The sequence below is a fragment of the Nocardia fodinahabitans genome (assembly GCF_052983615.1).
This window is the reverse complement of the sequence record NZ_JBRJJC010000001.1, coordinates 3,967,892-3,990,405: the sequence shown is the minus strand read 5'-3', so window position 1 is coordinate 3,990,405 and position 22,514 is coordinate 3,967,892. Positions and strand designations below refer to the sequence as shown.

Genomic DNA, 22,514 nt, shown 5'->3' with positions numbered 1-22,514 from the left:
AGAATCCGCGTCACGGGGGTCGCCGGACATCCGTCCCGGAGCGTCTCCCGCACTACGTCGCGCGGACTACCCGAGCCGTCGCCGACGCCCGGAATTCGCCTCGCCGCGCCCGCCGACCGGCCGATCCGGCGCCCTACAGGGGTTCGCACCGGAAATACGGGCGCAGGCCGACGCGGACGGCGTGGCTACGCAATAGGGTGAGGGAGGTGAGAGCGTCTGCGAAGTGGGAGCGTGGCTCGGTCGTTCAGGACTGGGGCCTGGCAGGGGTCGTCGCGCTGATCCAGCTGGCCGGGAGTTCCGGTGCGAACGCGAATCAGACCGGGGTGCGTTCGCTCGACGCGTTCGCGTATCTGCTGCTGCTCGCGGGCCCGATCGCGCTCGGCTTCCGGCGATTGCTACCGGAGCCGGTGCTGCTGGTCGCGCTGCTGGCGGCGGTGGCGTATGTGCTGCGCGATTACGGGTACGGGCCGATCTTCCTGTCGTTGGTGATCGCGTTCGTGAGCGCGGCGGTCAACGGATCGCGCTGGCGTACCTATCCGTTGGTCGTGGTCGGCTATCTGACCATGGTGTGGCCGGTGCCCGCGCTGCTCGGGCGCGAGACCGGTGCCTGGCAGATCTTCGGGCTGCTGGCCTGGATGGGGATCCTGGTGGCGATCGCCGAGGGGGTACGGCAGCGCCGGGCCGTCGTGGTCGCCCGCAGGCAGCGCGCCGAGGCCGCGCGCCGTGACGAAGAGGCGCAGCAGGCCAGGGCCGCCAGCGAGGAACGGCTGGCCATCGCCAGGGAGCTGCACGACGTACTCGCGCACAGTCTTTCGCTGATCAATGTGCAGTCCTCGGTGGCGCTGGAGCTCTTCGACCGCAAGCCACAGCAGGCCGCGGCCGCGCTGGCCACCATCAAGACGACGTCCAAGGAGTCGCTGGCCGAGGTGCACACCCTGCTGCACGCCATCCGCAGCGGTGCCCCGGTCGCGCCGGTGGTGACCGAACCCCTCGATTCCGGTGCCGCCGTGGCCGATTCACCGCCGCCCGGCGCGCCCGCACCGCCGCCTCGGCCCGCGCCCCGCGCGCCGGTGCCGTCGCTCGACGACCTCGACACTCTGCTGGAACGCACCCGAGCGACCGGGCTCGCCGTCGACACCAAGATCATCGGCACGCCCAAGAAGCTGCCCAGTGTGATCGACGTGGCGGCGGCCAGGATCATCCAGGAATCGCTGACCAATGTGGTGCGGCACGCGCCGGGCGCCACGGCGCTGATCACCCTGCGCTACACGCCCGAATCGGTCGACATCACCGTCGACAACACCCGGCCCACCGGCGCCGCGGTCCGTACCGGGGCGGGCGGCAACGGGATCATCGGGATGCGCGAACGGGCGCACGCGCTCGGCGGTGCGCTGACCGCGGGCCCGCGGCCCTCCGGTGGGTTCCGGGTGGCGGCCCGCTTGCCCGCCCGGCCGGCGTCGGCGGGTGCCGCGTCCGGCGGCAAGGAGGCGACGGCATGAGTGAACAGCCCGGCGAGGCGAAGACGCGGGTGCTCGTCGCCGACGATCAGGCGCTGGTGCGCGGCGGGTTCGTCGCGCTGCTCGATGCCCAGGACGACATCGAGGTGATCGGCGAGGCCGAGAACGGCGAGCAGGCCGTCCGGATGACCCGCGCGCTCGTCCCCGATGTGGTGCTGATGGACATCCGCATGCCCATCCTCGACGGGCTGGCCGCCACCAGGATGATCGCCGACGACCCGAAACTCGCCGAGGTCCGCGTCGTCGTGCTCACCACCTTCGAGCTCGACGAATACGTCTTCGAGGCGATTCGGGCCGGCGCGGCCGGGTTCCTGGTCAAACACACCGAACCCGCCGACCTGCTGCGCGCGGTCCGGGTGGTCGCCGCGGGCGACGCCCTGCTCTCCCCCGGCGTCACCCGCCGCCTGCTGGCCGAGTTCTCCACCCACGCCAAACAACCCCCACCCGCCGCCCTCGCCGACCTCACCGACCGCGAACGCGAGGTGATGACCCTGGTCGCCGAAGGCCTCACCAACGCCGAGATCGGCGCCCGCCTCTACCTCAGCCCCGCCACCGCCCGCACCCACGTCAGCCGCATCCTCACCAAACTCGGCGCCCGAGACCGCACCCAACTCGTCGTCCTCGCCTACGAATCCGGGCTGGTCCGCCCGGGCTGGCAATAACCCAAAGGTGGCAGGCTCGCAGAGCGAGCGACCACCCTGGGCGAACCATGGTCACGCAATCTCGGCGACGGAGTGCGCGAGCTGCGCTTCCACCACGCAAACTGTGCGAGTCAGAGCACGATCGAGCCCACACGGATTTCGACAGAGAGGTACCGATCATGGCTGAGCATTCATCGATGGACGACCTTCGGCGTGAACGGATGAGCAGGCCGGATTTCGATGCCGCAGAGTACGAAGCCGGCCGCGCGGAAGCCATTCTGGCGATCGAGCTGGCACAGGCTATCCGCGAACTGCGGCTCGAGCTCGGGCTGACGCAGACGCAGCTGGCGGAGCGTGCCGGGTTGCGGCAGCCCGAGGTTTCGAGGCTCGAATCCGGCGGTGGCACACCGACAATCGGCATGCTCGAGCGATTGGCCCATGCGCTCGAGGTGCGATTCGTCGCTCGGTTCGAGAAGGTCGACGCGGCGTGAGCCGTCCGGCCGCTTACTTGCCCGGGTCGGCCTGGCGGCGTTCGGAGGCGGAGAAACGGGCTCGGCGGGCGGTGCCCGCGGGGGCGGCTTGGGCTCGGGCGGAGTAGGCGGCGAGGGCGTCGAAGGCGCCGCGGACGCCGCCGGCGACCGGGGCGTAGGTGATCGCGGAATCGCGGTCGAAGCCCAGGTGGGCGCCTACTTCTACGGCGTCCATGTTCGCGCCGAGGAAGACGAAGGTCCAGTTGTAGACGTCCTGCTGCTGGGTGATCAGGGACTTCACCGCGGGGTGGGTCCATTCCCGGCTGGAGTTCTCGTGGCCGTCGGTGAGGACGACGACGATCACGGTGCCGGGGCGCTCGTGCTCGGGGCGGGCCGCGAGCTCGGCGCCGACATCGGTGACCAGCTTGCCGACCGCGTCGTAGAGCGCGGTTCCCCCGCGCGGCGACAGGTTCGGCGGCGGCACCTGATCCAGCGGCAGGTTCGCGTAGACCACCTCGTAGGCGGTGTCGAACTGGGCCAGCGTCACCTCGATGGATTTCGGCACCGAGCGCTGCTGGTCGAAATAGGCGGCCAGCCCACCCTCGGTATCGGCTTTGATCGACTGCATCGACCCGGAACGGTCGAGCAGAACGGCGATCAGTGTGCGGTTGGCATCGGTCATGTGAACACCCCCGTGTTGATTATCTGCGACGAACAATTCCCACCGTACGCCGCCGCACCGACCTCGGAATGCCACCGAAAGCCGATGAAAAGCGAACTCCAAGGCGGCGATCATTCACTGCCTACGGCGGTCGGACAGCACCGATAGCCGATCGTCGAAATCATCACGAACAGAGGGGGATTCATGGGCGTAGTCATGTCGTTCACCAGGGTGAGCGCGGCCGATCTGGAACGGCTCGCCGAGGACAGGGAGTGGGCGGCGCGATACGTCGAGCAGATGCGGACTCCCGATACCGAGCCAACCGGCTACCTCGACAAATCCTGGGCGGGCCTGAGGTACCTGTTCGAAGCGGCAAGGACCGGTGTCGATCTGTTCTTCACCGGTCGCCCGCTGGACATCGAGGCGAAGGGCTACAGCACTTGGAGCCCGGACGACGTGTCGTACACCGCCGAGTTGCTGCGCGGCCTCCCTTTCGACGAGCTGGCCGCCCATTACGACCCCGAACGCATGGACACGACCCTGGTATACCCGCACGTCTGGGTGCGCGACGGTGACGACGGCTTGCGCGAGCTCGGCTTCCACTACGCCCAGCTGGTGCGGGTGTTCGACTTCGCCGACCGCCGCGGCTCGGGGTTCATCCAGAGCTTCGCGTGAAGCCTGGTGTTCGAGTCGGCTCCCGTGGCGCACGGGTCAGCTCGGAGCCGGTGCGGCCGTGAAATAGCGCCCGGCACTACGCCCGCAGACGTAGCCGGGATCGGGTCGCGCGGCCGATGTCCGCGGCGGCCGTCGCGAGCACGCTGAAGTCATGAACACCTTCGACAGCGCGACGACGCTCACCTTCTTGGCCGACCACTACGACGGGGGCTGGCATCCCTGGCCGTTCTTCTGGATCTTCCCGCTGCTGTTCTGGATCACCGTCATCGCGGTGCTGTTCTTCGCGCGGCGCCGGTGCGTGGGGCGCGGCGGCGCGATCGGAGCCCTGCGCGCCGGGTTCGCCCGGGGCGAGATCAGCGAGTCCGAGTACCGCAGCAGGCTCGCGGTGCTGAGCGAACCCCGCCGGCGCGAGCAGAAGTAGGAGGTCGCGATGCGATTCGGGATCGTGCTGACGCCCCGGTCCGGGGCACAGTGGACGCGCGCGGTGGTCGACGCCGAGCAGCAGGGGTACGCCACCGTCCTGCTGCCGGACACCCTCTACACCCCGTCACCGCTCCCCGCGCTCGCCGCCGCGGCCGCGGTGACGACGAACCTGCGGCTGCGGCCCAACGTCCTCGCGGCACCCTTGCGCACCACCGGTTCGGCGGTGCGGGAAGTCGCCGCGCTGCAACTACTTTCAGCGGGACGATTCGAACTGGGCCTCGGCACCGGCCGACCCGACGCACACGTCGAAGCCGAAAAGCTCGGTATGCCCTGGGGTTCGGCGGGCGAACGACGGCAGCAGCTGATCGACACCGCGACCGCGGTACGGGCCCAGGTCGACCCGGCCCCGCCGATCGTGATCGCGGCGAACGGCCCGCGCATGCTCGCCACCGCCGCCGCCCACGCCGATCGGGTACTGCTGGCCGCCGCCCCGGACGCCACCGAGGACGAACTGGCGCACCTGGTCACCACGGTCACCGAGCGCACCGATCGCGATGTCCGGTTCACGCTCCAGTTGGTCGGCGTCGGTGAACAATTGCCGGCCTGGTTGAGCGCGGGCCTCGGCTATACCGCGAGCGAACTCCGCGACGCGAACGCCGCCGGACTACTCCCCAGCGATCCCCAGGCGGCGATGGACATCCTCGAATCCCGCAGCGCGCGCTACGGAATCGACGAACTGATCGTCCCCGGCGAACTCGCCGACGCCTTCGCACCGACCCTGGAGCTGGCGCTCAGTAGATGACGCTCCAATACGCCTCGACGACGAAACCTACGATGTAGCACGGTTTCTGCGGGTCGTCGGTCACCGTGACCGTGGCCTTGGACAGGCGCCACATCCGGCCACGGCCACCCCGACGATGATCACTCCGGCGCCGCGCGCCTTCACCCACCCGAACACGCTGCCGAACCTAGCAACTCATTCGAATGAAAGATCGCGCCGCCCAGCCGAATTCGATTCCGGCCGCGCGGTGTCGGTGGCCGCTGATAGCTTCGGCCGACATCCGTGGGAGGAAGAGGAGTTCCGCATGGGGGTGATCATGTCGTTCACCAGGGTGAGCGCCGGAGAGCTGGCGCGGCTGGCGGCGACGGCGGACTGGCCCGACGATTTTCTCGACGGGCTGCAGATCCAGGACGGCGGACCGAGCGGTTACCTGGACAAGGCGTGGGCCGGCTTGGAATACCTGCTGGCTCAGGCGAACATCGGGGTCGATCTCCTCGCCACGGGCCGACCGCTGGCCGATGACAACTATTTCGCGTGGCACCCAGACGACGTGTCCGCCACGGCGAGGGTCCTCGACCGCATCCCGTTCGACGAGCTGGCGCTGTTCTTCGACCCCGTGGCGATGGACGGGGCCGGGGTGTACCCGCACATCTGGGTCCGTGACGGCCAGGACGGACTGCACTACCTGCGACACCACTACCTCGGCCTGGAGCAGGTGTTCCGGTACGCCGCCGAGCGCGGGTCCGGTTTGCTCCAGCACTTCGGCTGACCCGCAGACGAGGAAGCCCGCCCCTGGAATTCCAGGGGCGGGCTTCCTCGGTTCAGCTGGTTACTCGCCGGAGGCGGCCTCGGGTGCGGGGCCCTCGGCGGCGCCGGTCAGGACGACCTCGGGCTTGTCGTCGCCCGCGGGCGCCTTGGTCAGCTTCGCCTTGCCGGTGAAGGTGAACTTGGCGTCCTCGCCCAGGCCCTCGCCGTTCCAGCCCTCGACGTCGACCACGATGGTCTGGCCAGCGCCGATCTCGCCGAAGAGGATCTTCTCCGACAGCTGGTCCTCGATCTCGCGCTGGATCGTGCGACGCAGCGGACGCGCGCCCAGGACCGGGTCGAAACCGCGCTTGGCGAGCAGGCTCTTGGCCTGGTCGGTCAGCTCGATCGCCATGTCCTTGTTCTTCAGCTGCTTGGCGACGCGGCCGATCATCAGGTCCACCATCATCACGATCTGCTCGCTGGTGAGCTGGTGGAAGACGATCACGTCGTCGATGCGGTTGAGGAACTCGGGGCGGAAGTGCTTCTTCAGCTCGTCGTTGACCTTGAGCTTCATCCGCTCGTAGTTCGATCCCTCGGCGTTGGACTGGGTGAAGCCCAGGCCGACGGCCTTGGAGATGTCGGAGGTGCCCAGGTTCGAGGTGAAGATCAGCACGGTGTTCTTGAAGTCGACCGTACGACCCTGACCGTCGGTGAGACGGCCGTCCTCGAGCACCTGCAGGAGGGTGTTGTAGATCTCCTGGTGCGCCTTTTCGATCTCGTCGAACAGAACCACGGAGAACGGCTTGCGGCGCACCTTCTCGGTGAGCTGGCCGCCCTCTTCGTAGCCCACGTACCCGGGAGGGGCACCGAACAGGCGCGACGCGGTGAAGCGGTCGTGGAACTCGCCCATGTCGATCTGGATGAGCGCGTCGTCGTCGCCGAACAGGAAGTTCGCCAGCGCCTTGGACAGCTCGGTCTTACCGACACCGGACGGACCGGCGAAGATGAACGAGCCCGAGGGGCGCTTCGGATCCTTCAGGCCGGCGCGAGTGCGGCGGATCGCCTTGGAGACGGCCTTGACGGCATCCTCCTGGCCGATGATCCGCTTGTGCAGTTCGTCCTCCATGCGGAGCAGACGGGTGGTCTCCTCCTCGGTGAGCTTGAAGACGGGGATGCCGGTCCAGTTGGCCAGCACCTCCGCGATCTGCTCGTCGTCGACCTCGGCCACGACGTCCAGATCACCGGAACGCCACTGCTTCTCGCGCTCGGCGCGCTTGGCGACGAGCTGCTTCTCCTTGTCCCGCAGGCGCGCGGCCTTCTCGAAGTCCTGCGCGTCGATCGCGCTTTCCTTCTCGCGGCGGGCGTCGGCGATCTTGTCGTCGAATTCGCGCAGGTCCGGCGGCGCGGTCATCCGGCGGATGCGCATGCGCGCGCCCGCCTCGTCGATGAGGTCGATCGCCTTGTCCGGCAGGAACCGGTCGTTGATGTAGCGATCGGCCAGCGTCGCGGCGGCGACCAGGGCACCGTCGGTGATGGACACCCGGTGGTGCGCCTCGTAGCGGTCGCGCAGACCCTTGAGGATGTTGATGGTGTGCTCGACGGTCGGCTCGCCGACCTGCACCGGCTGGAAGCGGCGTTCCAGGGCGGCGTCCTTCTCGATGTACTTGCGGTACTCGTCGAGGGTGGTCGCGCCGATGGTCTGCAGCTCGCCACGGGCCAGCTTCGGCTTCAGGATCGAGGCCGCATCGATGGCGCCTTCGGCAGCACCCGCGCCGACGAGCGTGTGCAGCTCGTCGATGAACAGGATGATGTCGCCGCGGGTGTTGATCTCCTTGAGCACCTTCTTCAGGCGCTCTTCGAAGTCACCGCGGTAGCGGCTGCCCGCGACCAGGGAACCCAGGTCGAGGGTGTAGAGCTGCTTGTCCTTGAGGGTCTCGGGGACCTCGCCGTTGACGATGGCCTGCGCCAGGCCCTCGACGACCGCGGTCTTACCGACGCCGGGCTCACCGATCAGGACCGGGTTGTTCTTGGTGCGGCGGCTCAGCACCTGCATGACGCGCTCGATTTCCTTCGAGCGGCCGATGACGGGATCGAGCTTGCCCTCGAGCGCGGCCTGAGTGAGGTTGCGGCCGAACTGGTCGAGCACCAGCGAAGTGGACGGAGTGCCCGCCTCACCACGCGAGCCGGAACCCTCGACGGGCTCCTTGCCCTGGTACCCGGACAGCAGCTGGATGACCTGCTGACGGACGCGGTTCAGGTCGGCACCGAGCTTGACCAGAACCTGGGCGGCGACGCCCTCGCCCTCGCGGATGAGACCGAGCAGGATGTGCTCGGTGCCGATGTAGTTGTGGCCGAGCTGCAGCGCCTCGCGCAGGCTCAGCTCCAGCACCTTCTTGGCGCGCGGGGTGAAGGGGATGTGACCGGACGGCGCCTGCTGGCCCTGACCGATGATCTCCTCGACCTGGCTGCGCACACCCTCCAGCGAGATGCCAAGGGACTCCAGCGACTTCGCCGCCACGCCCTCGCCCTCGTGGATCAACCCAAGCAGGATGTGCTCGGTGCCGATGTAGTTGTGGTTGAGCATCCGGGCCTCTTCTTGGGCCAGGACAACGACACGCCTCGCGCGGTCGGTGAACCTCTCGAACATCGCTCCCTCACTCTCCTGCTCCGACATTCTGGCAACAGACGCCGCAGTGTGCTCGGTACAACCTAGGGCGTCGGACCGACAACTGTCGCCGTCAGCCTGCCATGAAGCCCGGGGGTTGCGGCCCCCGCCTCCACTCTAGTTGGCAGGGGATTCCGCCGCCGCCGGTCCACCCTATTGATGACCGGCGGCAACATGGTCATTCACTCATAACGCGCACGTCGCGGCATTCGTTTCCCGCAGAGTTTTGCCCACAGCGAAATATGTCGAAGCGGTGACGGCGTCAGCCGGTGAAGGGCGGCACGAACTCGCACGGAACCGGGGCCTGACGGGCCGGATCCAGGGCGTTGAGGACGTGACCGGCCGCGCGCGGGCTGCCCGCGATGGCCAGATGCTCGGAGTAGTCCTGGGCGCAGCCGTCCTGGACGACGATCGACGTGGCGTTGGGGCCGGGCACCGTACCCGAGGTGTAGGGCACGACCAGCTCGTCGATCGAGGAGACGATATTGGTGTAGGTGACCTGCGGGCTGTACACCCCGTCGGCGTTGAGGGCGGTCATGAACTCGCCGCCGGTGAGCATCTGCCCGCAGGCCTGACACAGCGAGGTGGCGACCGCGTCGAAGGCGGGGCCGGCGCCGAGCGCGCGACTGTAGGCCGCGATGTCACCGGCGCCGAGCGCGTTGGTGCCGAGCCAGGGCGGGGCGATCCCGACCAGCTTGCCGACCTTGGCCGCGCCGCCGAGCCGCTTGATGTAGTAGTTGCCGACGATGTTGCCCTGCGAGTGGGCGACGAAGTCGACCCGCGCGGCGCCGGTGCTCGCGAGCACCCGGTCGACGAAGGCCGACACCTCCGCCGCGCTCTGCTCGATCGGGCGCATGCCGCCGATCGCCGAGACGGGCCAGGGCAGGCCGTAGGCGCCGTAGGTGAGGGCGAACACGCAGTAGCCCTCGTTGGCCAGCAGCGGGACGTACACGCCCCAATTCGTCTGGGCGGCACCGCCGGTGCCGTGCAGCAGCACCACCGGATCCGGATGCTCGGCCGAGGGGACACACCCCGGGTCGTTCGCGCCGGGCAGCGAACCACCAGGGTTGGTGAGCTCCGGCGCGATCCCGGCGAAGAAGTTGTAGTCGACCGGATACTCCGCGGCGGCGGTGCCCGCGCTCCCCCAGGCCAGCAGCGCGGCCGCGGCCAGTACCAGCAACGATCTCGAACTACGTCGCATGAAACGACTCCTCACTAGAACGTGTTCCGATCATCATGGAACACGTTCTAGTGATGTGTGGGCCCTATTGGCAGATCGCCATCAACGCTGGAACGGCGCGGGTGCGTACCCGCCGGCCAGCGGCGCGCCCATCGCCTGCGGAACCGGCTGTCCGGCCACCGGACCGGCGGCCGACGAGCTCGACTTGCCCTGCTGCGCACCCGCCGCGAACAGCGCGCCGCACAGCACCAGGAACGCCGCCGTGTGCAGCACCGCGCGGACGATGTTCCAGCGCACCCAGGTCGCCTCGAAATCGGCGCGCACGGCCGCGGTGTCCGCGATCGCCGACGGGTCACCCGCCGCCGCCAGCGCGTCGTTGAGCGGCACGTTGAGCCCCGAGGTGACAGCGAAGGCGATCACATTGAGCGCCAGCGCGACCCCCAGCCAGATCAGCGTGGTGCGGTGCTCCTTGCCGAGCGTGAGGGCCGCCGCCAGCGCCGTGAACCCGACCGTGCCGAGGAAACCGAGCATGAACCACGGATTGATGATCACGACGTTGATCTTCTGCATCACGTCGATCAGCGTGCGATCGCCGGTCCGCGCCAGGGCGGGCATCACCGAGATCGCGTAGGCGTAGAACACACCGGCGATCAGACCGGTGCTGAGCAGCGCCAGAACCATGGCGGCCATCCGAAGTGCGAACATGTGATGTCTCCTGACTCGTGTCCGGAGCTCGATCCCTGTGCTCCGGTGTTACGAGTAAGTCAACCGTGTCACGCGACTCGCCGACATGGTTCAGACGCTCACGCACCTGCGCGAGCGTCGCGACCTCACAGATCGTGGTCGGAGATCATCCCGCTCTGCATCGCCAGTGCCGCCAGCCGGGTGCGTTTCTGATTCTGCGGCAGGTTCTCCACCCCGAATTTCGCGAACAACGCGCGCAGATGGGTCTTGATCGCGTCGATGGAGAGGAACAATTCCTCGGCGATCTGCTGATTCGAGGCGGGCGTGGCGAAGCCGGTGCCGTGTTTGTACGGGCGGCACAGCGCGATCAGCACCGCACGCTGGGTCTCGGTGAGCGAGCGCATGGTGGGAATGGAACCGGACGCGGTGTGCGTGGCATCGTCGACGACCCCGCCGAAATCGAAGAAATGCACCAGCGTGGTGCCGACCCGGATCCGGTCGCCCGGACTGAGCCTGCGCCGGCCGATCAGCCGCTCACCGTTGACGAAGGTGCCGTTGCGGGACAGTCCGTCGTCGACGATCGTCCAGTGCGCACCCAGGTATTCGACGGCGGCGTGCAGGCGTGAGACCTCGGCGTCCCAGGCGAGAACGAGGTCGGCCTGCACATTGCGGCCGATGGTGAACCGCTGCTGCTCGGGCTCGAGCGCCAACTCGTGCTGTCGCCCGGTGTCATCGGTATACCGTAAGAACGAACTAGCTATTCCGGTCACTGCGCTGTCCCGCCTCTCTGTCCCGCCTCTCCGCGATTCAGGCCGGACTCATGCGCGTGGACCGAAACGTCGGCGGGCGGCGGTGAGAGCGTGGCCAGCTCGCCCGTACCCGGTGAGTTACCCATGTACTTGCCGGATCGGCTCGGACGGTCGGCCTCTACTGACATGAAAAACCTTGCGCACGAACATCAGTCTATCTCCCCTGGCATCCCCGGGAGACCGCCCACGCATGTCCCGACCTGCGGGTACACCGCCGACAGCAGAGCGGCCCGGGACTGCCGCGTCAGCAACCCCGGACCGCCGTCGAAATTCAGGCCTTGCCGACTTCCTTGTTGTACGCCTCGGTGATGTCGGCCGAGATGCGGCCGCGCGCGGAGACCTTGTGGCCCTTGCGGCGGGCCCATTCACGAATTGCGGCGCTCTGTTCCCGGTCCATGGAAACGCGGCTCTTTCCCTGCGGTGCCGGCGCCCCCGCCGCCTTCACCCGGCGACGGCCACTCACGCGGCGGGCGTTGGCGACCCACTCGTCCAAGCCTTCGCGCAGCCGCGCCGCGTTAGCCTCGGACAGATCGATCTCGTACGACACGCCATCGATAGCGAACTCGATGGTCTCGTCCGCGATGGACTCACCGTCGACATCGTCGATCAGGCTAACGGTGACCTTCTTTGCCATGAGATGAACGTCCTCTCGAAATCGTCAAGCCTGCCTCCAGGCCGAATACCCGAGGCAAGAATACCTCTAATTACGAAAATTCCAACACGAGGTCTTCACCCCGCAAATCGACTGGTCAGCGACTAGTCGGCCGGACAATCGGGAACAGGATCGTTTCCCGGATTCCCAAACCGGTCAGCGCCATCAACAAGCGGTCGATTCCCATACCGGTTCCGGTGGTCGGCGGCATGCCGTGTTCCATCGCGGCGAGGAAGTCTTCGTCGAGCACCATGGCCTCGTCATCACCCGCGGCGGCCAGCCTGGCCTGATCGACGAACCGTTCCCGCTGGATCACCGGGTCGACCAACTCCGAATAGCCCGTTGCCAACTCGAAGCCGCGAACATACAGGTCCCACTTCTCCGTGACGCCACCCTTGCTGCGGTGCTGACGGGTCAGCGGCGAGGTCTCCACCGGGAAGTCGCGAACGAAAGTCGGCGCGTACAGCTTGTCGCCATACGCGTGTTCCCAAAGTTCTTCGACAAGTTTCCCGTGACCGTAGCCCTTGCCCGTCGGAATTTCCAGACCGACCCGATCGGCGAGCGTGAGCAATTCCTCGACAGTGGTTTCCGGAGTGACCTCGACTCCGATCGACTCCGACAGCGAGGGATACATCTCGACCGTCGTCCACTCACCGCCGAGATCATATTCCGTACCGTCGGCCAGGGTCACCACGAGGGTGCCGAATGCCTCCTGCGCGACTTCCTGGATCAATTCCCGGGTCATCTTCGCGGAGTCGTCGTAGGTGCCGTAAGCCTCGTAGGTTTCCAGCATCGCGAACTCGGGCGAATGAGTCGAGTCGGCGCCCTCGTTGCGGAAGTTCCGGTTGATCTCGAAGACCTTCTCCAGACCGCCGACCACACAGCGCTTCAGGAACAGTTCCGGCGCGATACGCAGGAACAACTCCATGTCCAGCGCATTGGAATGGGTGACGAACGGGCGCGCGGCGGCGCCGCCGTGGATGGTCTGCAGCATCGGGGTCTCGACCTCGAGGAAGCCGCGGCGCTCGAGCGCGATGCGCAGCGCACGGACCACGTTCACGCGGGTGCGGGCCATTTCCCTGGCCTCGGGGCGCACGATCAGGTCGACGTAGCGCTGCCGGACGCGCGACTCCTCGTTCATCTCCTTGTGCGCGACCGGCAGCGGCCGCAGCGACTTGGCCGCCATCGACCAGGAATCGGCCATCACGCTCAATTCACCGGTGCGCGAGGAGATGACCTCACCGTGCACGAACACGAAGTCACCGAGGTCCACATCGGACTTCCAGGCGGCCAGCGCGTCGGCGCCGACACCGTTGAGGCTGATCATCGCCTGCAGCTTGGTGCCGTCGCCCTCCTGAAGGGTGGCGAAGCACAGCTTGCCGGTATTACGGACGAAAATGACGCGGCCCGCGATGCCCGCCTGCAGGCCGGTCTGGGTATCGGGCTCCAGATCCGGGTAGGCGGCCCGAATTTCGGCCAGCGTGTGGGTGCGCGGCACCACCACCGGATAGGCCTCGCCGCCCTCGGCGAGCAGCCGTTCCCGCTTGTCCCGGCGAATCCGCATCTGCTCGGGGACATCACTGTCCACGGCGGAACTGACGGCGCGGCCGGTATCGGCGGGGTTAGGGGTGCTCACATCCGCTAACAGTAGCGTGCGCCGGAAATGGATTAACGGCCCGCCCGGGGACGACTCGTCGGTAACCGGACACCGCACCGGCCATTCCTCGGCCGAATGCAATCCACGTCACACCATCGAAACACAATCCCGCCGCCGCGGTCCCCGAATCCGCGCGCGGACAAGCCAACTCACCCCGCCTCCACACCCCCGACGAGCAGTGGCCGGACCGCCGGTCGGGCGGTCCGGCCACCGGCCAGGCGTCGCTACAACGAGGCGAGCGCATTCACCTCACGGGCAAAGTGCGGCGCCCCCACCGCGACAGTCAGCAACCCCGCGGACTTCAGTGCCTGGTAGCCGCCGATGAGATCGGTGGCGCGGTGCAAACCCAACTGCTGCAACGAGGCCGCGGCCAAACTCGAGGTGTAGCCCTCCGAGCAGAAGATGATCCATTCCACGTCGTGGTCGACGGCCAGCGACAAACGCGCCGAGGACGTCGGATCCAGCCGCCATTCCAGGACATTGCGTTCGATGACCAGCGCGCCCGGCAGTGCACCCTCACGAACCCGCTGCGCGGCCGGGCGGATGTCGACCAGAATCGCGCCCCTGGCCAATGCCGCGGACAGGTCGTAGACGTAGAGCCTGCGTAGGTCGGCGCGGGCGTTCTCGAGCATCTGATCAATCGTCAAACGACTCATCACAGGTCACCTTCGGGCTGGTCGGTGAGGACGGTTCTGGTTCGCCGCAAGGTGCCGTGTCCGGTCACCTCGTAATAGGACATCGCCGACAACGGCGGGGAATAGGCGTGCACGCTCAGCGTCGGATCGAGCGGACCGACGGATTCGGCGGCGGCGGGCGCCCGAACCACGTCGTGCACCCAGCCGATCGGGAAGGACGCCTGGTCGCCCGCGGCGAGCGTGCGCCTGCGTAACTCCGAACCATTCCAGCGGAATTCCGAGAGCGCCCCGCTGAGCACCGTGAGGGCGCCCAGCGAACCGGCGTGATCGTGCAATTCGGTGGATTTACCCGGCGTCCAGCTGATCAGCCAGACATCGACCTCGTCGTCGGCGATCAGGCGGGTGGCCCAGCGTTCTTCCGTCGGCCACCCGCCGTCGGCGGGCAGCAGGTGATCGTAGCGACCAGCGAGGACGTCTTCGGCGCCCTCGTCGGTGAGTCGCAGCAGGTCAGCGGGCCGCAGCCGGGTCGGCAACGCCGAAGGCGGGACACGGTCGCGCGCAGAGGAAAGGGAAAGGACAGAAGAACGCATGAGCGAATCTCCAGGAGGTGTGAAACGGTCGAGGGGAAAACGTCAGCCTCGAACGGTCGAGGCAGGTCAGCCTCGACAACACTCCTGGGTGCTCACACGGAAGTACACGAGCGTGAGTTTAGCAGTTGACGCGCGCTACGGCGAAGATGACCTGCGCCACAGCTACTTCTTGTTGCGTTCGTAGACGTGGCGCAGACCGGTCAGCGTCAGATGCGGCTCGTGCTGATCGATGGTCTCCGATTCCGGCACGATCAGCGGCGCGCCCGCACCCGTCGCGACGACGGTGACATCGGTGCCGGAGAAGGCGTCGAACTCGTCGCGGATGCGATCGATCAGGCCGTCGACCAGGCCGGCGAAACCGAACACGGCGCCGGACTGCATGCACTCCATGCTGTTCTTGCCCAGCACCGAGCGCGGGCGGGTCAGTTCCACCCGGCGCAGCGCGCTGCGCTCGACCAGCGCCTCGGTGGAGATCTCCACGCCGGGCGCGATCACGCCGCCGAGGAACTCGCCCTTGGCCGAGACCAGGTCGACACAGATCGCGGTGCCGAAATCGACCACGATCGCGGGACCGCCGAAGCGGCGATAGGCCGCCAGGCAGTTGACGATGCGGTCGGCGCCGACCTCCTTGGGGTTGTCCACCAGCAGCGGGATGCCGGTCCGCACGCCCGGTTCGACCAGCACATGCGGTACGTGCGCCCAGTAGCGCGCGAGCATGGTGCGCAGCTCGCGCAGCACCGGCGGCACCGTCGACAGCGCCGAGACACCGACCACCTGGTCGAGCTCGTCACCGACCAGGCCACGCACCTGCATGGCGAACTCGTCGGCGGTGAGCAGTGGATTGGTGTGGATGCGCCAGTGCCGCGCCAGTGTCGCGTGCTCGCCGCTGCCGGAGAAGAGGCCGAGTTCGATTCCGGTGTTGCGGACGTCGATCGTCAGCAGCATCGCTGTCCCCCCGCCGCGCTCAGGCGAACGACAGCGAGCGCGGGGAGGTCAGGCCGGAACCCTCGGGCGCGTGCGCCGGGTCCGAACCGAGCTCCACCGGGCGGTTGCGGTCGTCGACGAAGACCACCTTGGGGTCGTAGTCGCGCAGCTCCTGCTCGTCCATCTGGCCGTAGGCGATCAGGATGACCAGGTCGCCGGGGTGCACGAGATGGGCGGCGGCGCCGTTGATCCCGATCACGCCCGAGCCGCGCTCACCGGCGATGACGTAGGTCTCCAGGCGGGCGCCGTTGTCGATGTCGACGATGCAGACCTGCTCGCCCTCGAGCAGATCGGCGGCGTCGAGCAGATCCTGGTCGACGGTCACCGAGCCCACGTAGTGCAGGTCGGCGTGGGTCACCGTGGCACGGTGGATCTTCGACTTCATCATGGTGCGCAACATCGTCGTCGCCTTTCTCAGTTCGCCTGCGCGGCAGGCAGGGAGTTCGCGTCGGGGTGCCCGTCGAGCTGGGCGCCGAGAACAATCGGGGCATTGTCGATCAGCCGGGTGTCGCCGACCTTGGCGGCGACGAGCAGCCGGGCATTGCCCGCGGTGGGCGCGGGGCCCAGGTTGCTGTCGCGCAGGTCGAGATAGTCCACGTCGAGGCCGTCGACGGCGTCGAGCACGGCGCGCGCCGCCGCCACCACCGCGTCGGGGCCCAGGCCCGCGGCGTGCCTGCCCGCGGCCAGCGCGGCCGACAGGCCGAGCGCCGATTCGCGCTGGGTGGCGTCGAGGTAGCGGTTGCGCGAGGACAGCGCGAGACCGTCGGGCTCGCGGACCGTCGGGTAGGCGACGATCTTCACGTCCATGTTCAGGTCGCGGACCATCTGCCGGATCAGCGTGAGCTGCTGGTAGTCCTTCTCGCCGAAATACGCCTCGGAGGCGTGCGCGATATTGAGCAGCTTCGCGACGACGGTGAGCATGCCCGCGAAATGCGTCGGCCTGCTGCCACCCTCGAGCTCGGCGCCGATCGAGCCGGGCAGCACGGTGGTGCGCGGGCCCTCGGGGTACATGTCGGAAACCGACGGCGCGAACACCAGGTCGACGCCCTCGTGCCGGAGCAGTTCGAGGTCGGCGTCGAGGGTGCGCGGGTAGGCGTCGAGATCCTCGTTCGCGCCGAACTGCAGCGGGTTGACGAAGATCGAGACGATCACGACCTGATTGGTCAGCTTGGCCTGGCGGACCAGCTGCAGGTGACCCTCGTGCAGCGCGCCCATCGTCGGCACGAAGCCGATCGTGCGGCCCGCGCCGCGCAGCGCCTTGGTCACCGTGTCGACGACCTCGGGGCTGTGGTGGACGGTCAGCACGCCGGGCTTGTACGCGCCGGTCGCCCGCGCGCCGCCCTGGTGGTGGTGCACTTCTCTGGGTTCCATCAGTGGCCTTCCTTGGCGAGCAGGTCCAGCAGGGCCGGATTGGTCTGGGCGAGTTCGGCGGTGCGCAGCGACATCGCGCGATAGGCGGCGGCCAGGCGCCCGTCCGCCGCTTCCAGGGCGGACAGGTGCGCGGCGACCGCGTCGACGTCACCGCGCGCGACCGGGCCGGTCAGCGCGGCCTTGCCCCGGCGCAGCGCGTTGTCGAGCGCGGCGGAGACGAGCGGAGCGAGCAGCCGTTCGGGCAGTCCGTTGGGCTGATCGTCGACCACCGGCTGCCCCAGCAGGCCCGGTCCGTCCATCGCCGCGCGCAACGCGGTGACCGCGTCGACGATGACCGTGACCAGGTGATTGGCGCCGTGCGCGAGGGCGGCGTGATACAGCGTGCGCTGCTCCTCGGCCACCTTGACCGGTTCGCCGCCCATCTCGATGACCAGCGCCTGGCCGATCGCGTAGCCGACCTCGTCGGCGGCGGTGACGCCGAAGCAGGCGTTGGCGAGGCGCTCGATGTCCTCGTCGTGGCCGGTGAAGGTCATCGCGGGATGGATGGCCAGGCCGAGCGCGCCCTGCTCGGTGAGCGGCGCCAGCACGCCGACGCCGTGCGCGCCCGCGGTGTGCACCACGATCGTGCCGGGACGGACGACCCCGGCGCTCGCCAGACCGCGGACCAGCCCGGCCAGCTCGGCGTCGGGGACGGCGAGCAGCAGCAGCTCACTGCGCTGAGCGATCTGCTCCACCGGCAGGATCTGCGAATCGGGCAGCCGCGTCCGCGCCCGGTGCACCGAGGCATCGGAGATCGCGGCGACACCGAACACCACATGACCGGCTCGCTCGAGCGCGACACCGAGGGCCGAACCCACCCGTCCCGCCGAGACGATTCCCACCGTCAGTCGTGCGGGCGCAGGGTCGACACCCACGTTCGCGCCATCGGAATTGACACTTCTCGAGGTCAACACTGTCCTCTCGATTTGCGTTCCAGTCCCGCAGTGCGGGTACCAGACGTTACGGATCGAGAATATCGGGCGGCCCCGGCGCACCGCCACGGGGCCGTCACGTGATCTACGACTCTGTTCCGCCTCGCCGCGACTTCTGGCCGGATTCGAGCACAGGGCCGGATGACGTCGGCAGCCGCCGGTGCGGGACGGAGCTGCTCTCGCCCGCACCCGGCGAGTCACCCATGTTCGTCGCCGAATCAGTGCTCACGGGGACGATCGGTTCGACCGATCAGGTGCGCGAGCTGGACTCCGACTGGAGGTTAGCCATGATGTCGGCGACCGACAGGCGCGGGGCGCCCTCTTCCTCGGCGCGGCGGCGGCGACGGGAGCTGGTGCCGACGGTCGGGGTGGTGTCGGTGGGCTTGGGTGCCGGCGCCTCGGGGTTGTCTGCGACCGGGGTGGCGTCCGCTACGGACGCAGGGGTGCCGTCCGGCGCGGAGCCGTCAGCGGTGGGCTCAGGCGACGCGGGGGCGCTGTCGGTGACGGAGCCGTTCGCGGCGGGCTCAGGCGACGCGGGGGCGCTGTCCGTGACGGTGGCAGTGGGCTCGGCAGCCGCGGCGCTGTCGGCCCGCGCGCCGGTGGAACCGTTCGCGCTGTCGGTGATGGTCGCGCCGAAGTCGTCGACCTTGCGGGTATTCGGGGCCGACAGGCGGGGCGGCGGGGTCTTGCCGTTCGACGGAGCCGGGGCCGGCGCGGCGGGCGCGGGCTGCGCGGCTTCGGCCTGCTGGGCCTCGGCGTAGTCGTCGAGCTGGACGGCGGAGGTCTCGGCGGTGACCGGATCGTCGTAGGGATCGGCGAAATTGGCCGAAACCGGCTGCATGAAGACGGGTTTCAGCGCGCTGGGCGGTTGCTGCCACGGGCCGAACCAGGCGGCATTGGCATCCACCGGGCTATCGGCGAAATCGTGGTCCGCGTCGTCGAACGCGTCGAATCCACCGGCGGGCAGGGCATCGATGCGGACCGCGTCGGCCTGCAGGGCGGGCTGTTCGTCGGGCAGCGGGCCGTCGAAGAGGACCTGCAGGTTCTGGCGAAGCAGGGTGAGCTCGGCGCGCAGCGCGGCGATCTCGGAGGCGTCGGCGCCGACTTCGGCGCGCACCCGGGCCTCGACACCCATCTCGTATTCGCGGCGCGCGTTGATCTCGCGTTCGAGCTGCAACTCGTACACCGTCTGGAGATCGCGCACCTTCGCCTTGTCGACCGCCGCGTCCTTGCGGTAGCGGGTCGCCGCGAGGGCGCCGATCACCGCCGCCCACAGAGCCGCTACCAGGCCTACTCGTACGTATTGGACGTTCTCGCTGAAGATCAGGAAAACGCTTGCCGTCAGGCCGAGGAGAATGAGGGCGCCGATGAAGAGCTTTCCCGCGTCGTCCCGCCGTCGACGGGGCGGAGTGCTACGGGAGGGTGAAACCATGTGGGCCAGGGTAGCCGGAAACTGCTGGTCGGCGCACCGATCCCGGCGGTGATTCCATCCGCAAGTTGCTAGGTGGTAGCGGGTTCGTCCGGCGGTTCCTCGGGGGCCCGGCAGCAATACTCCAGCCACAAAGCCGCAGCAACCAGGGCGGAACCGGCGAGCAGGCCGACCACCGCGCCCGGCGAATCCGCGGCGGCCGCCGTCAGCGTGCCGCGCTGTGGGAATACCCACAGTAGGAAGCCCAGCCACACACCGGCCGCCAGCGAACCCACCTGCATCGAGGCCTTCGCCAGCGCGACCGCGCGGGCCACGTTGATCGGGTGCAGTTCGTTCGGGCCGTCGCCGATCTTCTCATCGGCGATCTTGGCCTTGATGACGAAACCGAGCGCCGCCTCGATCGCGGCCACCGGCAGCAGCGACGCGCCCGCCGCGACCGAGATGGTGGGGAAAGTCGAATACGCGAAACGGGTGGCGACCCAGGCGATCGCCGCGGCGACCACCACGTTCAGCGCCAGATCGAGCACCCTGGTCGGCTTCAGCACGGGCGCGCGCTCTCGTCCCGCAACACCAGGTCGGTTCGCACCACCCCGGCGCGCTCGGCCGGGTCGAGGCCGGCCAGCAGCTCGGCGATCGGCACGTCGACGCCGTCGACCCGCAACCGCGCCGACGGCTCGACATCGAGCCACGGAACCAGCACGAACGCCCGGTTGTGCGCCTGCGGATGGGGCAGGATCAGCGCGGGATCGGTGGCGCGGACCACGGCGGCGCCGAAGTCGTCGGTGCAGGCGACCACGTCGACATCGAGCGTGCGCGCACCCCACCGGACTTCCCTGACCCGCCCCGACGCCTGCTCGAGCTCCTGGCCGAACCGCAGCCAGGCGTACTCGTCGAAGGCCGGATCCTCGGCCACGACAACGGCATTGAGGTAGTCGTCCTGTTCGACGCCGCCCCACGGCGCGGTCGTGTAGACCGGCGAGACCGCGAGCGCCCGCTCCCTCAGCGCGGCCACGACATCGCGCAGGTGCGTGAGCCGGTCGCCAAGATTCGAGCCGATCGACAGGACGGCGCGACTCATCGACGCGGTCCCGGCTCGATCGTGCGATACCGCGTCGCCACCACCCGCACGTCGGCGAAGGTGTGCGGGATCGGCGCGGACGGCTTGTGCACCACGGCCTCCACCGCCTCGATCCGCGGGTCGGTCATCACGTCGTCGGCGATCTCGGAGACCACGGTCTCGATCAGGTCGCGCGGCGGACCGGCGACGATGTTCACCGCGCGTTCGGCGAGCGCGCCGTAGTCGACGGTGTCGGCCAGGTCGTCGGAGGCGGCGGCCGCGGCGAAATCGACCCACACCGTCAGGTCGACGACGAACTCCTGGCCGTCGCGGCGCTCGAAGTCGAACACACCGTGCCTGCCGAACACGCGCAGGCCGCGCAGCTCGATCCGCGAGGTCACGGGCCTGCTCGCGGGCGGGGGCAGCAGCGGTGAGTTCATCGGGTGACTCCTCGGGCGGCAGTGGCTCGGCGCCACGCGTCGACGACGGCGATCGCGTCCAGCGAGGCACGCACATCGTGCACCCGCACACCCCACGCGCCCTGGCTGGCGGCGATCGCCGAGACCGCGGCGGTGGCCGTCTCCCTGCCGTCCGGCGGACGCGGGCCGGACTCGTCGGCCAGCAGCGCGCCGAGGAAACGTTTCCGGGAAGCACCGATCAGGATCGGCAGCCCGCCCGCGACCAGCTCGGGCAGCGCGCCGAGCAGTTCCCAGTTGTGCTCGGCGTTCTTGGCGAAACCGAGGCCGGGGTCGAGGATCAGCCGTTCGGGGGCGACCCCGGCGGCGACGGCCAGGTCGACCTGGGCGGCGAGCTCGGCGCGCACCTCGGCGACGACGTCGTCGTAGTGGTCGGCGGGGCCGGTGTGGCGGTAGTCGGCGCCCGCGCGCCAGTGCATCAGGATCCACGGCACGCCGGACTCGGCGACGACCTTCACCATGTTCGGGTCGGCGCGGCCGCCGGAGACATCGTTGATCACCGAGACACCGGCGTCCAGCGCCGCCTCGGCGACCTCGGCGCGCATGGTGTCGACGCTGGTCGGCACGCCCGCGGCGACCAGGCCGCGGATCACCGGCGCCACCCGGCCCGCCTCGGTGGCCGGGTCGACCCGGTCGGCGCCGGGCCTGGTGGACTCACCACCGACGTCGACGATGTCGGCGCCCGCCGCGTACAGCGCGACACCGTGCGCGATCGCGAGTTCGGGATCGAGATAGCGGCCACCGTCGGAGAACGAATCCCCGGTCACGTTCACCACACCCATGACCACACACGAGCGGCCACCCCGCGGCGCGGTCACGAGGTGCTCGCTCATTTGCGCAGGATCAGGTCCAGCGCCTCGGAACGCGAGGCGGCGTTGGTCTGCAGCAGGCCGCGCACCGCCGAGGTGGTGGTGCTCGCGCCCGGCTTGCGGATGCCGCGCATGGCCATGCACAGGTGCTCGGCCTCGATCACCACGATCGCGCCGCGCGGGTCCAGCCTGCGCATCACCGCGTCGGCGATCTGGCTGGTCAGCCGCTCCTGCACCTGCGGGCGCTTGGCGTAGAGGTCGACGACGCGGGCCAGCTTGGACAGACCGGTGACCCGGCCGTGGGTGCCGGGGATATAGCCGACGTGCGCGACGCCGTGGAAGGACACCAGGTGGTGCTCGCAGGTCGAGAACATCGGGATGTCGCGGACCAGCACGAGTTCCTGGTGACCCTCGTCGAAGGTCGTCGCCAGCACCTCGTCGGGCTCGGTGTAGAGCCCGGCGAACATCTCCCGGTAGGCGCGCGCGACCCGGGCGGGCGTGTCGAGCAGACCGGGACGGTCCGGATCCTCGCCGACCGCGAGCAGCAGTTCCCTGACCGCGCGCTCGGCGCGGTCCTGATCGAACGGACGACCGGTGGCCAGCGCCGTCAGGTCCGTCGGGCTCATCGAG

General features: G+C 68.8%; 26 protein-coding genes. 7 read left to right on the top strand and 19 right to left on the bottom strand.

The features are described 5' to 3' along the window. Positions 1–206 precede the first annotated feature (206 nt). The 3 genes from NV348_RS18550 (at position 207) to NV348_RS18540 (ending at position 2,649) form a co-directional block, all read left to right on the top strand. Positions 207–1,499, top strand: coding sequence for a sensor histidine kinase (locus NV348_RS18550; RefSeq protein ID WP_447148016.1), 1,293 nt, complete (start codon positions 207–209; stop codon positions 1,497–1,499). Then, positions 1,496–2,179: a response regulator gene (locus NV348_RS18545; protein ID WP_447148015.1), complete on the top strand. Its 684-nt coding sequence runs from the start codon at positions 1,496–1,498 to the stop codon at positions 2,177–2,179. The genes NV348_RS18550 and NV348_RS18545 overlap by 4 nt, the downstream gene beginning before the upstream one ends. Positions 2,180–2,355: 176 nt before the next feature. Further along, the gene (locus tag NV348_RS18540) at positions 2,356–2,649 is read left to right on the top strand and encodes a helix-turn-helix domain-containing protein (protein WP_447148014.1); all 294 of its coding nucleotides are present in this window, start codon (positions 2,356–2,358) and stop codon (positions 2,647–2,649) included. A gap of 13 nt (positions 2,650–2,662) precedes the next feature. Here NV348_RS18540 and NV348_RS18535 read toward each other — a convergent pair whose 3' ends face one another. Then, positions 2,663–3,310, bottom strand: coding sequence for a vWA domain-containing protein (locus tag NV348_RS18535; RefSeq protein WP_447148013.1), 648 nt, complete (start codon positions 3,308–3,310; stop codon positions 2,663–2,665). A 183-nt stretch (positions 3,311–3,493) separates the two neighbouring features. Here NV348_RS18535 and NV348_RS18530 point away from each other — a divergent pair, with 183 nt between their 5' ends. The 4 genes from NV348_RS18530 (at position 3,494) to NV348_RS18515 (ending at position 5,937) form a co-directional block, all read left to right on the top strand. Then, the gene (locus NV348_RS18530) at positions 3,494–3,964 is read left to right on the top strand and encodes a DUF1877 family protein (RefSeq protein ID WP_447148012.1); all 471 of its coding nucleotides are present in this window, start codon (positions 3,494–3,496) and stop codon (positions 3,962–3,964) included. Between the two features lie 151 nt (positions 3,965–4,115). Continuing rightward, positions 4,116–4,385 (top strand): SHOCT domain-containing protein, encoded by a 270-nt coding sequence (locus tag NV348_RS18525; protein ID WP_447148011.1) that lies wholly within the window; start codon positions 4,116–4,118, stop codon positions 4,383–4,385. A 9-nt stretch (positions 4,386–4,394) separates the two neighbouring features. Further along, positions 4,395–5,189, top strand: a complete 795-nt coding sequence (locus NV348_RS18520) for an LLM class flavin-dependent oxidoreductase (RefSeq protein WP_447148010.1) — start codon at positions 4,395–4,397, stop codon at positions 5,187–5,189. A 283-nt stretch (positions 5,190–5,472) separates the two neighbouring features. Continuing rightward, positions 5,473–5,937, top strand: coding sequence for a YfbM family protein (locus NV348_RS18515; protein WP_447148009.1), 465 nt, complete (start codon positions 5,473–5,475; stop codon positions 5,935–5,937). Between the two features lie 60 nt (positions 5,938–5,997). On the opposite strand, the gene NV348_RS18510 is transcribed toward NV348_RS18515, so the two are convergent. The 18 genes from NV348_RS18510 to folE all read right to left on the bottom strand — a co-directional run bounded on the left by NV348_RS18510 (position 5,998) and on the right by folE (position 22,510). Next, on the bottom strand, positions 5,998–8,562 hold the full coding sequence (locus NV348_RS18510; protein WP_447148008.1) for an ATP-dependent Clp protease ATP-binding subunit: 2,565 nt from the start codon (positions 8,560–8,562) through the stop codon (positions 5,998–6,000). A 280-nt stretch (positions 8,563–8,842) separates the two neighbouring features. Beyond that, positions 8,843–9,781: an esterase/lipase family protein gene (locus NV348_RS18505; RefSeq protein ID WP_447148007.1), complete on the bottom strand. Its 939-nt coding sequence runs from the start codon at positions 9,779–9,781 to the stop codon at positions 8,843–8,845. 81 nt (positions 9,782–9,862) lie between these two features. Then, a complete protein-coding gene (locus NV348_RS18500) occupies positions 9,863–10,465 on the bottom strand; it encodes an anthrone oxygenase family protein (RefSeq protein WP_447148006.1) in 603 nt (200 codons plus the stop codon). A gap of 125 nt (positions 10,466–10,590) precedes the next feature. After that, complete coding sequence (locus NV348_RS18495; RefSeq protein ID WP_447148005.1) at positions 10,591–11,214, bottom strand: FHA domain-containing protein; 624 nt, start codon at positions 11,212–11,214, stop codon at positions 10,591–10,593. Positions 11,215–11,524: 310 nt separating this feature from the next. Next, positions 11,525–11,887 (bottom strand): histone-like nucleoid-structuring protein Lsr2, encoded by a 363-nt coding sequence (locus tag NV348_RS18490; RefSeq protein ID WP_019044650.1) that lies wholly within the window; start codon positions 11,885–11,887, stop codon positions 11,525–11,527. A 115-nt stretch (positions 11,888–12,002) separates the two neighbouring features. Further along, positions 12,003–13,469 (bottom strand): lysine--tRNA ligase, encoded by a 1,467-nt coding sequence (gene lysS, locus NV348_RS18485; protein ID WP_447151085.1) that lies wholly within the window; start codon positions 13,467–13,469, stop codon positions 12,003–12,005. Positions 13,470–13,786: 317 nt separating this feature from the next. Further along, positions 13,787–14,209, bottom strand: coding sequence for a rhodanese-like domain-containing protein (locus tag NV348_RS18480; protein ID WP_447151084.1), 423 nt, complete (start codon positions 14,207–14,209; stop codon positions 13,787–13,789). Positions 14,210–14,217: 8 nt separating this feature from the next. Next, a complete protein-coding gene (locus NV348_RS18475; RefSeq protein ID WP_447148004.1) occupies positions 14,218–14,787 on the bottom strand; it encodes a cysteine dioxygenase in 570 nt (189 codons plus the stop codon). Positions 14,788–14,949: 162 nt separating this feature from the next. Further along, entirely contained in the window at positions 14,950–15,732 is a 783-nt protein-coding gene (locus NV348_RS18470) for a type III pantothenate kinase (protein ID WP_447148003.1), read from the bottom strand. A 19-nt stretch (positions 15,733–15,751) separates the two neighbouring features. Then, positions 15,752–16,171: an aspartate 1-decarboxylase gene (gene panD / locus NV348_RS18465; RefSeq protein WP_110041391.1), complete on the bottom strand. Its 420-nt coding sequence runs from the start codon at positions 16,169–16,171 to the stop codon at positions 15,752–15,754. A 14-nt stretch (positions 16,172–16,185) separates the two neighbouring features. Continuing rightward, the gene (gene panC / locus NV348_RS18460) at positions 16,186–17,142 is read right to left on the bottom strand and encodes a pantoate--beta-alanine ligase (protein ID WP_447148002.1); all 957 of its coding nucleotides are present in this window, start codon (positions 17,140–17,142) and stop codon (positions 16,186–16,188) included. Next, positions 17,142–18,056 (bottom strand): Rossmann-like and DUF2520 domain-containing protein, encoded by a 915-nt coding sequence (locus tag NV348_RS18455; RefSeq protein ID WP_447148001.1) that lies wholly within the window; start codon positions 18,054–18,056, stop codon positions 17,142–17,144. The genes panC and NV348_RS18455 overlap by 1 nt, the downstream gene beginning before the upstream one ends. 307 nt (positions 18,057–18,363) lie before the next feature. Continuing rightward, positions 18,364–19,545, bottom strand: coding sequence for a DUF6779 domain-containing protein (locus NV348_RS18450; RefSeq protein ID WP_447148000.1), 1,182 nt, complete (start codon positions 19,543–19,545; stop codon positions 18,364–18,366). A 68-nt stretch (positions 19,546–19,613) separates the two neighbouring features. Next, positions 19,614–20,087 carry a DUF3180 domain-containing protein gene (locus NV348_RS18445; protein WP_447147999.1) on the bottom strand — a complete coding sequence of 158 codons (474 nt, stop codon included), beginning with the start codon at positions 20,085–20,087 and terminating at the stop codon, positions 19,614–19,616. After that, the gene (gene folK, locus NV348_RS18440) at positions 20,081–20,620 is read right to left on the bottom strand and encodes a 2-amino-4-hydroxy-6-hydroxymethyldihydropteridine diphosphokinase (RefSeq protein ID WP_447147998.1); all 540 of its coding nucleotides are present in this window, start codon (positions 20,618–20,620) and stop codon (positions 20,081–20,083) included. Before folK ends, NV348_RS18445 begins: the two co-directional genes overlap by 7 nt. Further along, a complete protein-coding gene (folB, locus tag NV348_RS18435) occupies positions 20,617–21,039 on the bottom strand; it encodes a dihydroneopterin aldolase (RefSeq protein ID WP_447147997.1) in 423 nt (140 codons plus the stop codon). Before folB ends, folK begins: the two co-directional genes overlap by 4 nt. Continuing rightward, positions 21,036–21,908, bottom strand: coding sequence for a dihydropteroate synthase (gene folP, locus NV348_RS18430; RefSeq protein WP_447147996.1), 873 nt, complete (start codon positions 21,906–21,908; stop codon positions 21,036–21,038). Before folP ends, folB begins: the two co-directional genes overlap by 4 nt. After that, entirely contained in the window at positions 21,905–22,510 is a 606-nt protein-coding gene (gene folE / locus NV348_RS18425; protein WP_447151083.1) for a GTP cyclohydrolase I FolE, read from the bottom strand. The genes folP and folE overlap by 4 nt, the downstream gene beginning before the upstream one ends. Positions 22,511–22,514 lie beyond the last annotated feature (4 nt).

What these genes read in the sequence shown, in the direction of transcription:
- NV348_RS18525 (WP_447148011.1), top strand. Translation starts at nt 4,116, where the DNA reads ATGAACACCTTCGACAGCGCGACGACGCTCACCTTCTTGGCCGACCAC.
- NV348_RS18500 (WP_447148006.1), bottom strand. Translation starts at nt 10,465, where the DNA reads ATGTTCGCACTTCGGATGGCCGCCATGGTTCTGGCGCTGCTCAGCACC.
- panD (WP_110041391.1), bottom strand. Translation starts at nt 16,171, where the DNA reads ATGTTGCGCACCATGATGAAGTCGAAGATCCACCGTGCCACGGTGACC.
- folK (WP_447147998.1), bottom strand. Translation starts at nt 20,620, where the DNA reads ATGAGTCGCGCCGTCCTGTCGATCGGCTCGAATCTTGGCGACCGGCTC.
- NV348_RS18505 (WP_447148007.1), bottom strand. Translation starts at nt 9,781, where the DNA reads ATGCGACGTAGTTCGAGATCGTTGCTGGTACTGGCCGCGGCCGCGCTG.
- folP (WP_447147996.1), bottom strand. Translation starts at nt 21,908, where the DNA reads ATGAGCGAGCACCTCGTGACCGCGCCGCGGGGTGGCCGCTCGTGTGTG.
- NV348_RS18490 (WP_019044650.1), bottom strand. Translation starts at nt 11,887, where the DNA reads ATGGCAAAGAAGGTCACCGTTAGCCTGATCGACGATGTCGACGGTGAG.
- panC (WP_447148002.1), bottom strand. Translation starts at nt 17,142, where the DNA reads ATGGAACCCAGAGAAGTGCACCACCACCAGGGCGGCGCGCGGGCGACC.
- NV348_RS18540 (WP_447148014.1), top strand. Translation starts at nt 2,356, where the DNA reads ATGGACGACCTTCGGCGTGAACGGATGAGCAGGCCGGATTTCGATGCC.
- NV348_RS18510 (WP_447148008.1), bottom strand. Translation starts at nt 8,562, where the DNA reads ATGTTCGAGAGGTTCACCGACCGCGCGAGGCGTGTCGTTGTCCTGGCC.
- folE (WP_447151083.1), bottom strand. Translation starts at nt 22,510, where the DNA reads ATGAGCCCGACGGACCTGACGGCGCTGGCCACCGGTCGTCCGTTCGAT.
- folB (WP_447147997.1), bottom strand. Translation starts at nt 21,039, where the DNA reads ATGAACTCACCGCTGCTGCCCCCGCCCGCGAGCAGGCCCGTGACCTCG.
- NV348_RS18450 (WP_447148000.1), bottom strand. Translation starts at nt 19,545, where the DNA reads ATGGTTTCACCCTCCCGTAGCACTCCGCCCCGTCGACGGCGGGACGAC.
- NV348_RS18515 (WP_447148009.1), top strand. Translation starts at nt 5,473, where the DNA reads ATGGGGGTGATCATGTCGTTCACCAGGGTGAGCGCCGGAGAGCTGGCG.
- NV348_RS18475 (WP_447148004.1), bottom strand. Translation starts at nt 14,787, where the DNA reads ATGCGTTCTTCTGTCCTTTCCCTTTCCTCTGCGCGCGACCGTGTCCCG.
- NV348_RS18530 (WP_447148012.1), top strand. Translation starts at nt 3,494, where the DNA reads ATGGGCGTAGTCATGTCGTTCACCAGGGTGAGCGCGGCCGATCTGGAA.
- NV348_RS18520 (WP_447148010.1), top strand. Translation starts at nt 4,395, where the DNA reads ATGCGATTCGGGATCGTGCTGACGCCCCGGTCCGGGGCACAGTGGACG.
- NV348_RS18535 (WP_447148013.1), bottom strand. Translation starts at nt 3,310, where the DNA reads ATGACCGATGCCAACCGCACACTGATCGCCGTTCTGCTCGACCGTTCC.
- lysS (WP_447151085.1), bottom strand. Translation starts at nt 13,469, where the DNA reads ATGCGGATTCGCCGGGACAAGCGGGAACGGCTGCTCGCCGAGGGCGGC.
- NV348_RS18545 (WP_447148015.1), top strand. Translation starts at nt 1,496, where the DNA reads ATGAGTGAACAGCCCGGCGAGGCGAAGACGCGGGTGCTCGTCGCCGAC.
- NV348_RS18470 (WP_447148003.1), bottom strand. Translation starts at nt 15,732, where the DNA reads ATGCTGCTGACGATCGACGTCCGCAACACCGGAATCGAACTCGGCCTC.